Below are 10,558 nucleotides of genomic sequence, written 5' to 3'. Positions count from 1 at the left end.
GGGCCGGGGATTCCCCCCCGGCCCGAGCCGTTTTCCGTGCGCGAGGGCCTTTTAGTGTTAACAGGTCCCAGGCCGGCGCGCGCGATCAGGCCGCCGGCGCGGCCGCCGCCAAGCGCCACAGCGACGTCACTTCCTTGGACCGCGCCGCATACAGGGGATCGTTCGCGTCCTTGGCGCGGCCGTGCGTGGGCCGCGTGTCGATGCGCTCGACCACCCGCAGGCCGGCTTGCTGGATCATTTCCAGCAGCTGCTCACGGGTGCGCAGGCCCAGGTGCTCGGCCAGGTCCGACAGGATCAGCCAGCCTTCGCCGTTGGGCGTCAGGTGCGCCGCCAGCCCATTCAGAAAGCCGCGCAGCATGCGGCTGTCCGGGTCGTACACGGCCTGCTCGACCGGCGAGCTGGGGCGGGCGGGCAGCCAGGGCGGATTGCAGACGATCAGCGACACGCGGCCTTCGGGGAACAGGTCCGCCTGCTCGACGTCGACTTGCTTGGACAGGCCCAGGCGTTCCAGGTTTTCGCGGGCGCAGGCCAGCGCGCGGGGATCCATGTCGGTGGCGATGACCCGCTTGCCGCCGCGGCGCGCCAGCACGGCGGCCAGCACCCCGGTGCCGGTGCCGATATCGAACGCCACGCTGCCGCGCGGCATCGGGGTGTTGGCCACCAGGTCGATATATTCGCCGCGCAGCGGCGAAAACACGCCGTAGTGCGGGTGGATGCGGTTGTTCAGGACGGGAATTTCCACGCCCTTCTTGCGCCACTCGAACGCGCCGATCAGGCCCAGCAGTTCGCGCAGGGACGCTACGTACGGCTCGTTCGCCGGGCCGTGCGCTTCTTCGCAGGCCTGGCGGGCGTCGGGCGCGCGGCGCAGCGAAATGCCGTGGCCGGCGTCGAACGGAATCAGCAGCATGCCCAGGATGCGCGCGCGCTGCGACTGGATCTGGCGGTGCTGGTTGAAGGCTTCCAGCAGGGTCTCGACCGGCTTGCGGGGACGCTTGTCCACGCGGCGCGTCATGGCCTGCAGCAAGAGGCGCGCATTCTGGAAGTCGCCGCGCCACAGCAGGCCCACGCCTTCGCAGGCCTGGCGGTAGGCCATGTCCGCGGTGGTGCGGTCGTCGGCCAGCACCACCCGTTTGGGAGGCGTGGCGCCGGATTCCGAGCGCCAGCGGGCGGTGTGCGTGGTCTGGTCGGGGGCATCGCCCTCCGTCCAGCTCAGTTCAGGCAGGGTCAACGTAACGCTCCGGCGGAGAGGGGCTTCTTGGGCAAGCAGGTCATGGGAGGGGAATTCGGAAAAAGGAGGGAGAAAAAACAAAGGGCGCGGCTGCCAATGTAGCAGCTTCGCGCCCAGGGGCGGGGCGGCGCGCGCGGCGCCGCCCGGTCCTTATGGGGGTCAGTGGAACAGCACCACCGTCTTTTGCAGCGTGATCCAGATGCCCCAGGCCAGCGGAATGCCGACGCAGGCCCAGGCGAACAGCACCAGCGCCAGGGGTGTGCGGAAAGTGGACGTGCTCGACCCGTGGGTCTCGGCGGCCGCGGCACGTTCGTGCGCCAGGGCCTTTTCGCGGGCCAGTTCCTCGTCGGTCATGAAGTACTTGGGATTCACCGGGCGGATCGCCAGGTTGCACAGGAAGCCCAGCACCAGCATGCCTGCCAGGATGTACATGGTGATGTCGTAGGCCTGGGCGCGCGGCACTCCCGCCTTCAACTGATATTCACGGATGTAGTTCACCAGCACCGGTCCGAAGATACCCGCGGCCGACCAGGCCGTCAGCAGGCGGCCGTGGATGGCGCCCACCATCTGGGTGCCGAACAGGTCCGCCAGGTAGGCAGGCACCGTGGCAAAGCCGCCGCCGTACATCGACAGGATCACGCAGAAGGCCGCGACGAACAGCGCCAGCGCGCCGATGTGCGCGGTCCAGGGGATGGCCGCGTACAGCACGAAGCCCAGCACGAAGAAGATCAGGTAAGTCAGCTTGCGGCCCAGTTTGTCCGACAGGCTGGCCCAGAAGAAGCGGCCGCCGATGTTGAACAGGCTGAGCAGCCCGGTGAAGCCCGCGGCGATGGCGGCAATCGCCGCCAGCTGGCTCTTGTCGAGCTGGCCGTAGCCCAGTTCGGGCTTGTTGATCAGGCCGCCGCCGAACACTTCCTGCAGCAGCGGCGAGGCCATGCCCAGGATGCCGATGCCGGCCGTCACGTTCAGGCACAGCACCAGCCACACCAGCCAGAACTGCGGCACGCCCCAGACCCGCTTCACGTGCACGTGGCCCTTCGTGATCATGGCGTTGTTGGCCTGCTTGGCGGGCGCGGTCCAGCCTTCGGGCTTCCAGCCCGTCGGCGGCACGCGGTAACCCATCGCGCCGGCCATCATGAAGACGAAGTACACCAGCGCCATGGTCAGGAAGGTCTGCCAGACGCCGACCGAGGTCGGCGTGGCGAAATGGCGCATCAGCAGGTCGGCCAGCGGCGCGCCGATCATGGCGCCGCCGCCAAAGCCCATGATGGCCATGCCGGTCGCCATGCCACGGCGGTCCGGGAACCACTTGATCAGGGTGCTGACCGGCGAGATATAGCCCAGCCCCAGGCCGATGCCGCCGATGACGCCCGAGCCCAGCCACAGCATCCACATCTGGTGCAGGTAGACGCCGATGGCCGAGATCACCAGGCCGCCGCACCAGCACAGCGCCGATACCACGCCGGCCTTGCGCGGGCCGGCGCGTTCCAGCCAGCCGCCCCACAGCGCCGCGGAGCAGCCCAGCAGCACGAAGAACAGGGTATACATCCAGCCCATGGTCGAGATGCGCCAGTCGCAGCTGGTGGTGAACAGCTCGGCGGCCAGGCTCATGTCGGCCGGGCAGGCCAGCGGCTGGGCGCCGCCGATCGCCTTGGTCAGGGGCAGCCAGAACACCGAGAAGCCATAGGCCATGCCGATGCACAGGTGGATGGCCAGGGCGGCGGGGGGCACCAGCCAGCGGGAAAAGCCCGGCCCGGCAATCGTGCGTTCTTTATCCAGGAAGCCCGGCTTGCCGCCGGGCAGGTCTAGTGTTGCAGTGCTTTCCATGAGGTCTCCTCGGGGTGCGGCTTTATAGCGCGCGTCGGCTTGGAAAATCCAGCCCAGCGCTTCTTGTGAACCCTTTGCTGCGGTAAAGCTTGCTGCGGCGGCCGCCTGCCTGGTCTACGGCACCCGGGCGAGCGGTGTCAGGCGCTGGCGGTTCTGCGTGACCGCCTCCAGCACCAGGGGATGCAACTGCTGTTCGCCGGCATCGCCGTCGGGCTGCCGGGCCAGGAAGTCCAGCAGCTCGCGGCGCATGCGAGGCTCCCAGAACTTGTGGATATGGTTGGCCACGCCTTCCAGCGCTTCCGGCCGCACGGGCATGGCGTCGAAGAACTGGCCGATGCGGTTGGCCATGCGGATCAGGTTGCCGATTTCCATGCGTGTGTCGCGTCCGGTCTAGGAGATGATGCGTTCGGGGTGGGAATACAGGGTGGCGTCGTCGCGCCGCATGAAGCCGAGCAAGGCAATGCCGGCGCTATCGGCCAGGCGCACCGCCAGCGCCGTGGGGGCGGACACGGCCGCCAGCACGCCGACGCCGGCCGACGCGGTTTTTTGCACCATTTCAAAGCTGGCGCGGCTGGACACCAGCACCATGCCGCCGCCGGCATTGACGGCTTGGCGGGCCAAGGCGCCCACCAGCTTGTCCAGCGCGTTGTGGCGGCCCACGTCTTCGCGCACCAGCGCCACGGCGCCGTCCGCGCCCGCCCAGCCGGCGGCATGGGTGGCGCCGGTCAGGTCGTGCAGCGTCTGGCGCGCGCGCATGTCGCCCATGGCGCGCAGCACCGCGCCGATGGGCAGCGGCGCGCCTGCCGGCACCGGGTCCACGGGCCGCAGCACTTCCGGCAGCGTTTCCACGCCGCACAGGCCGCAGCCGGTACGGCCAGCCATGGCGCGGCGGCGTGATTTGAGCCGCGCTTCGCAGGCGCTGGAGATTTCCACCTGCACTACGATGCCGTCGCACTGTGGCAGCACGTCGATGCCGCGCACGTCGCCCACGCTGTCGATGATGCCCTCGGACAGCGAAAAGCCCACCGCGAAGTCTTCCAGGTCCGCGGGCGTGGCCAGCATGGTGGCGTGGCTGATGCCGTTGAACTCCAGCGCCACCGGCGTTTCCTCGGCCAGGTGGTCGGCCTCGGTCCCGGGCGCGATGGCGCCAGCCCGCACGCGGGTCACCTGGGCCGCCACGCTGTCGAGGCGGTCGGATGGGGAAGAGGAAGTGTGGTCCATGGCGGTTCCGGGGCTGCGCGGGTTATTTCCCCGTCAGCGCGGCTTCGCTTTCGCGCGAGCGTTCACGCAGCAGCTTTTGCTGGATATCCGCAAAGCGCGACCATTGCCGCTGCCATTCCGACGGCTGGGACACCCGCGTGAGTTGCACCGCGGTGACCTTGTACTCGGGGCAGTTGGTGGCCCAGTCGGAGTTGTCGGTGGTGACGACGTTGGCGCCGGACTCGGGGAAGTGGAACGTGGTGTATACCACGCCCGGCTGCACCCGGTCGGTCAGCGTCGCGCGCAGCACGGTTTCCCCGGCGCGGCTCTGCACGCCCACCCAATCGCCGTCCTTCACGCCGCGGTCTTCGGCATCCTGCGGGTGGATTTCCAGCACGTCCTCGCTGTGCCACATCACGTTGGGCGTGCGGCGGGTCTGCGCGCCCACGTTGTACTGCGACAGGATGCGGCCCGTGGTCAAGAGCAGCGGGAAGCGGCGCGTGCTGCGCTCGTCGGTGGGCACGTACTTGGTGATCATGAACTTGCCCTTGCCGCGCACGAAGGCGTCGATGTGCATGATGGGCGTGCCTTCCGGCGCGTCGTCATTGCATGGCCATTGCAGGCTGCCCAGCTTGTCCAGCTTGTCGTAGCTGACGCCGCTGAAGGTCGGCGTCAGGCGCGCGATCTCTTCCATGATCTCGCGCGGATGGTGGTAGTTCATGGGGTAGCCCAGTGCGTTGGACAGCGCCACGGTCACTTCCCAGTCCGACTTGCCGTTCTTGGGCTCCATGACCTTGCGGACCCGCGAAATGCGGCGCTCGGCGTTGGTGAAGGTGCCGTCCTTTTCCAGGAACGACGAACCGGGCAGGAACACGTGCGCGTACTTGGCCGTTTCGTTCAGGAACAGGTCCTGCACCACGATGCACTCCATTGCCGCCAGCGCCGCGGCCACGTGCTGCGTGTTCGGGTCGGACTGCACGATGTCTTCGCCCTGGCAGTACAGGCCCTTGAACGAGCCGCCCAGCGCAGCCTCGAACATGTTCGGGATCCGCAGGCCGGGTTCGGGCTGCAGCGTCACGCCCCAGTCCTGTTCGAACTGCGCCCGTACCGTGTTGTCGGAAATATGGCGGTAGCCGGGCAGTTCGTGCGGGAACGAGCCCATGTCGCACGAGCCCTGCACATTGTTCTGTCCGCGCAGCGGATTCACGCCCACGCCCTCGCGGCCGATGTTGCCGGTGGCCATGGCCAGGTTGGCGATCGCCATGACGGTGGTCGAGCCCTGGCTGTGTTCGGTCACGCCCAGGCCGTAATAGATCGAGCCGTTGCCGCCCGTGGCGAACAGCCGCGCGGCGCCGCGCACGGCCTGCGCCGGCACGCCGGTGATCTCGGCCATGGCTTCGGGCGAATTCTCCGGCAGCGATACGAAATCGCGCCACTCATTGAAAGCGCGGGTTTCGCAGCGTTCGGCTACGAAGGCCTCGTCGATCAGGCCTTCGGTGGCGATCACGTGGGCCAGCGACGACAACAGCGCGGTGTTGGTGCCCGGGCGCACCTGCAGGTGGAAGTCGGCCTTGATGTGCGGCGAGCTCACCAGTTCGATGCGGCGCGGGTCGATCACGATCAGGCGCGCGCCCTGGCGCAGCCGGCGCTTCAGGCGCGAGGCGAACACGGGGTGGCCGCTGGACGGATTGGCACCCATCACAATCACCACGTCGGTGTGCATCACCGAATCGAACGTCTGCGTGCCGGCGGATTCGCCCAGGGTCTGCTTCAGGCCGTAGCCGGTAGGCGAATGGCAGACGCGGGCGCAGGTGTCGACGTTGTTGGTGCCGAAGGCGGCGCGCACCAGCTTTTGCACCAGCCAGGTTTCTTCGTTGGTGCAGCGCGAGGAGGTGATGCCGCCGACCGCGTCGCGGCCGAATTCGTTCTGGATGCGGCGCAATTCCGATGCGGCGTAGTTGATCGCCTCGTCCCAGGACACTTCCTTCCAGGAATCGGTGATGCGCTTGCGGATCATGGGCTTGAGCACGCGCTCCTTGTGTGTTGCATAGCCCCAGGCAAAGCGCCCCTTCACGCAGGAATGGCCGCGGTTGGCCTGGCCGTCCTTCCAGGGCACCATGCGCACCACTTCCTGGCCCTTCATCTCGGCCTTGAAACCGCAGCCCACGCCGCAATAGGCGCAGGTGGTTACGACCGAGTGTTCGGCCTGGCCCATCATGATGACGGTCTTTTCCTGCAGGGTGGACGTGGGACAGGCCTGCACGCAGGCACCGCAGGACACGCACTCGCTGTCCAGGAACGGCTGGTCCTGCCCCGGCGACACGCGCGATTCGAAGCCCTTGCCCGAGATCGTCAGCGCGAAGGTGCCTTGGGTTTCCTCGCAAGCGCGCACGCAGCGGTTGCAGACGATGCACTTGGACGCGTCGTAGGTGAAGTACGGATTGGACTCGTCCTTTTCGCTCTTCAAATGGTTGGCGCCGTCGTAGCCGTAGCGCACGTTGCGCAGGCCCACCACGCCGGCCATGTCCTGAAGCTCGCAATCGCCGTTGGCCGGGCAGGTCAGGCAGTCCAGCGGGTGGTCAGAGATGTACAGCTCCATCACGCCGCGCCGCAGGTCATGCAGCTTGGGCGTTTCGGTGTAGACCACCATGCCGTTCTCGGCGGGCGTGGTGCAGGACGCGGGATAGCCGCGGCGGCCCTCGATCTGGACCAGGCACAGGCGGCAGGAGCCGAACGGCTCCAGGCTGTCGGTGGCGCACAGCTTCGGAATGTTGATGCCGGCCTCGGCGGCCGCGCGCATCAGCGACGTGCCTTCGGCCACGGTGATTTCCTGGCCGTCGATGGTCAGGGTGACGGTCTGCTCGGACACCCGCGCCGGGGTGCCCAGATCGCGGTCGCGCTTGATGACGGTTTCTAGCATGGCGGTCTCGGGGTCAGGCCGGGTGAGCGGCGGGCTGAGAGGATTCGATGCCGAAGTCCTGCGGGAAGTGGTTCAGCGCGGATAGCACGGGGTAGGGCGCCATGCCGCCCAGCGCGCAGAGCGAGCCGCCCAGCATGGTGTCGCACAGGTCCCGCAGCAGATGCACCTGCTGTGCGCGGTCGGGGCCGCCGGCCGCGATCTTGTCGATGGTTTCCACGCCGCGGGTCGAGCCGATGCGGCAGGGCGTGCACTTGCCACAGGACTCGATGGCGCAGAACGCCATCGCGTAGCGCGCCATGCGCGCCATGTCGACGGTGTCGTCGAACGCCACCAGGCCACCGTGGCCGATCATGGCCGAGATCTGCACATAGGCTTCGTAATCCAGCGGCACGTCCCATTGCGATTCCGGCAGATAGGCGCCCAGCGGGCCGCCGACCTGCACCGCGCGCAAGGGGCGCCCCGATGCGCTGCCGCCGCCAAAGCCATACAGCAGGTCGCGCAGGCTCAGGCCGAAGGCCTTTTCCACCAGGCCGCCTTGTTTCAGGTTGCCGGCCAGCTGGAATGGCAGCGTGCCGTGCGAGCGGCCCACGCCGTAGTCGCGGTAGTACGCCGCGCCCTTGGCCATGATGATCGGCACCGTCGCCAGCGAGATCACGTTGTTGATGACGGTGGGTTTGCCGAACAGGCCCGAGATCGCGGGCAGCGGCGGCTTGGCGCGCACCACGCCGCGCTTGCCTTCCAGGCTTTCCAGCAGCGAGGTTTCCTCGCCGCAGATATAGGCGCCGGCGCCCTTGCGCACTTCCAGGTCGAAGCGGCGGCCGCTGCCGTGCACGTCATCGCCCAGCCAGCCCACGCTGCGGGCCCGGTCGATGGCGGCTTGCAGCGTCGCGATGGCATGCGGGTATTCGGACCGCACGTAGATATAGCCATAGGTGGCGCCCACCGCAAGGCCGGCGATGGTCATGCCCTCGATCAGCACATAGGGGTCGCCTTCCATCAGCAGGCGGTCGGCGAACGTGCCCGAATCGCCCTCGTCGGCGTTGCAGACGATGTACTTGCGGTCGGCGGGCGAGCCCAGCACGGTCTTCCATTTGATACCGGTGGGAAACGCCGCGCCGCCACGGCCACGCAGGCCCGAAGTCACCATTTCGTCGACGATGGCGGCCGGTTCCATGGTCAGCGCGCGTTGCAGGCCCTGCAGGCCGCCGTGGGCGGCGTAGTCCTGCAGCGATAGCGGGTCGATCACGCCGACCCGCGCGAATGTCAGGCGTTCCTGCTGCTTCAGGTAGGGAATCTCTTCGGTCAGCCCCAGGCGCAGCGGGTGTTCGCCGCCCGTCAGCCAGCCGGCGTCGAACAGGCCAGCCACGTCTTCGGGCTGCACGGGGCCATAGGCCAGGCGGCCGCTGGGCGTGGAGATTTCCACCAGCGGCTCCAGCCACAGCAGGCCGCGCGAGCCATTGCGTACCACCTGCACGGCCAGGCCGCGCTCGTCGGCGATCTGCTCGATGGCCTGGGCCACGGCGTCCGCGTCCATGGCCAGGGCCGCGGCGTCGCGCGGCACGTAGATGAGGGTGGGGGCGGTCATTGTCCGGCCTCCCGGGTGCGGCGCAACAGCCGGTCGAGTTTGTCGGGCGTGACCCGCGCATGCGGCTGGCCGTCGATCATCACCGCCGGCGACTGGGCGCACAGGCCCAGGCAATACACCGGCTCCAGCGTGAAGTCGCCATCGCGCGTGCTGGCGTGGAAGTCGCAGCCCAGCGCCTGGCGCGCGTGGGCGGCCAGGTGTTCGCCGCCCATGGCCTGACAGGACTCGGCCCGGCATACTTCCAGCGTGTGGCGCGCGGCCGGTTCGCTGCGGAAATGGGGGTAGAAGGTGATTACGCCATGCACTTCGGCGCGGGACAGGTTCAGGGCCTCGGCGATGGTCTGCACCGCCTCGGCCGGAATACAGCCCAATTCGTGCTGCACCGCGTGCAGTACCGGCAAGAGCGGGCCGGGCTGGTCTTTCAGCTGGGCCAGGATGCGGGCCGTGGCGGCGATGGACGGGCTGGCCGACGCCTGGGCGGCGTCCAGGGCCAATGGGCCGCCTCGGGCGCCCCCGCTGGACGCCAGATCGGATTTTGCCTCGCGCTGACGCATGGCGGTCTCCTCCAGTTGTGTGCTGGACCCCATTGCAGGGGTTTTGTTGTGGTGGGGCGTCAGGGTTATTAATATGCTTTTATAAGCATATAAAGTACCCATGCGCCGCGTTATTTGTGTACTCTAAACAGGTAATTAAACGCCTTCAATAAGAAATAAATGACATATAAGTTCCGAATCGGCCTGCGGCCGCAATGGACCTTGGGCGGAGACGACGCGGCGCCGGTGCCCTTGCAGGACATGCTGGCGCTCCTGGCCGCCATCGACGCCACCGGCAACATCGCCGGCGCCTGCCGCGCCTGTGGCCTGTCGTACCGGCACGCCTGGGGCGTGCTGCGCCGTTTCGAAGGCATCTTCGGCACGCAACTGCTGATCACCAACCGGCGCCAGGGCACGCAGCTGTCGCCGTTCGCGCAGCGCCTGTTGTGGGCCAACCGCCGCATCGAGGCGCGCCTGATGCCCACGCTGGACAGCATGGCCTCCGAACTGCAGGAAGAACTGGCGCGCCTCTTGCCCGAAAACGGCCCGCACTTGCGGCTGCACGCCAGCCACGGCTTCGCGGTGGAATCGCTGATGGAGCACATGGGCGCGCGCAAACCCGGGCTGGAACTGCGCTACCGCACCGCGATCGAGGCGCTGGCCTCGCTGGAACGCCACGAATGCGACCTGGCGGGCTTCCAGGTGCCGCTGGGCGACTTCGAGGCGCCCATCATGGAGCGCTACGCGCAGTGGCTGCACGCCGACGAATACCTGCTGATCCACCTGGCGGTGCGCAATACGGGCTTGTTCGTCATCGCCGGCAATCCCAAGCGCATCCGCGGCATGGGCGACCTGGCGCGCCAGGACGTGCGCTTCGTCAACCGCCAGATCGGCTCCAGCACTCGCTACCTGGTGGGCCTGATGCTGCAGCGCGCCGGCGTGTCGATCAGCGAGGTGCAGGGCTACGAAACCAACGAGTTCACCCACATGGCCATCGCCGCGCACATTGCCAGCGGCATGGCCGACACCGGCGTGGGCGTGGAAACCGCCGCCTGCCGCTTCGGCCTGGATTTCATTCCGCTGGTGCGCGAACGCTATTTCTTCGCCATCCGCAAAACCTCGCTGGACACCCCCGCTATGCAGGACCTGCTGTCCCTCATGCGCAGCCCCGACTACGTCGGCTATGTCGGCCAGCTGGTCGGCTACGACGCCAGCCACACCGGCCGGCTGCAAACCCTGGACGAGGCCTTCGCCTGAGGGCGCCG

8 protein-coding genes are annotated in these 10,558 nt (G+C 67.9%); 1 reads left to right on the top strand and 7 read right to left on the bottom strand.

What is annotated here, in order from left to right; translation table 11 throughout:
• Positions 1–85: 85 nt before the first annotated feature.
• The 7 genes from A9974_RS13380 to A9974_RS13350 all read right to left on the bottom strand — a co-directional run bounded on the left by A9974_RS13380 (position 86) and on the right by A9974_RS13350 (position 9,314).
• Positions 86–1,228 (bottom strand): class I SAM-dependent methyltransferase, encoded by a 1,143-nt coding sequence (locus A9974_RS13380; protein ID WP_183004589.1) that lies wholly within the window; start codon positions 1,226–1,228, stop codon positions 86–88.
• 159 nt (positions 1,229–1,387) lie between these two features.
• Positions 1,388–3,055 carry an OFA family MFS transporter gene (locus tag A9974_RS13375; protein ID WP_183004587.1) on the bottom strand — a complete coding sequence of 556 codons (1,668 nt, stop codon included), beginning with the start codon at positions 3,053–3,055 and terminating at the stop codon, positions 1,388–1,390.
• A 114-nt stretch (positions 3,056–3,169) separates the two neighbouring features.
• Entirely contained in the window at positions 3,170–3,427 is a 258-nt protein-coding gene (locus A9974_RS13370) for a formate dehydrogenase subunit delta (RefSeq protein ID WP_183004585.1), read from the bottom strand.
• 18 nt (positions 3,428–3,445) lie between these two features.
• Entirely contained in the window at positions 3,446–4,276 is an 831-nt protein-coding gene (fdhD, locus tag A9974_RS13365) for a formate dehydrogenase accessory sulfurtransferase FdhD (protein WP_183004583.1), read from the bottom strand.
• Between the two features lie 22 nt (positions 4,277–4,298).
• Entirely contained in the window at positions 4,299–7,175 is a 2,877-nt protein-coding gene (gene fdhF / locus A9974_RS13360; RefSeq protein WP_183004581.1) for a formate dehydrogenase subunit alpha, read from the bottom strand.
• 13 nt (positions 7,176–7,188) lie between these two features.
• On the bottom strand, positions 7,189–8,760 hold the full coding sequence (locus A9974_RS13355) for an NADH-quinone oxidoreductase subunit NuoF (RefSeq protein ID WP_183004579.1): 1,572 nt from the start codon (positions 8,758–8,760) through the stop codon (positions 7,189–7,191).
• Positions 8,757–9,314: a formate dehydrogenase subunit gamma gene (locus tag A9974_RS13350; protein ID WP_183004577.1), complete on the bottom strand. Its 558-nt coding sequence runs from the start codon at positions 9,312–9,314 to the stop codon at positions 8,757–8,759. Before A9974_RS13350 ends, A9974_RS13355 begins: the two co-directional genes overlap by 4 nt.
• A 159-nt stretch (positions 9,315–9,473) precedes the next feature.
• On the opposite strand from A9974_RS13350, the gene A9974_RS13345 reads away from it, so the two are divergent.
• Positions 9,474–10,550 carry a substrate-binding domain-containing protein gene (locus tag A9974_RS13345; RefSeq protein WP_183004575.1) on the top strand — a complete coding sequence of 359 codons (1,077 nt, stop codon included), beginning with the start codon at positions 9,474–9,476 and terminating at the stop codon, positions 10,548–10,550.
• Positions 10,551–10,558 lie beyond the last annotated feature (8 nt).

Source organism: Achromobacter sp. UMC71 (genome assembly GCF_014170305.1).
Taxonomy (GTDB): domain Bacteria; phylum Pseudomonadota; class Gammaproteobacteria; order Burkholderiales; family Burkholderiaceae_B; genus Achromobacter.
The sequence above is the reverse complement of the archived record's forward strand: the minus strand, read 5'-3'. Positions and strand labels throughout refer to the sequence as shown.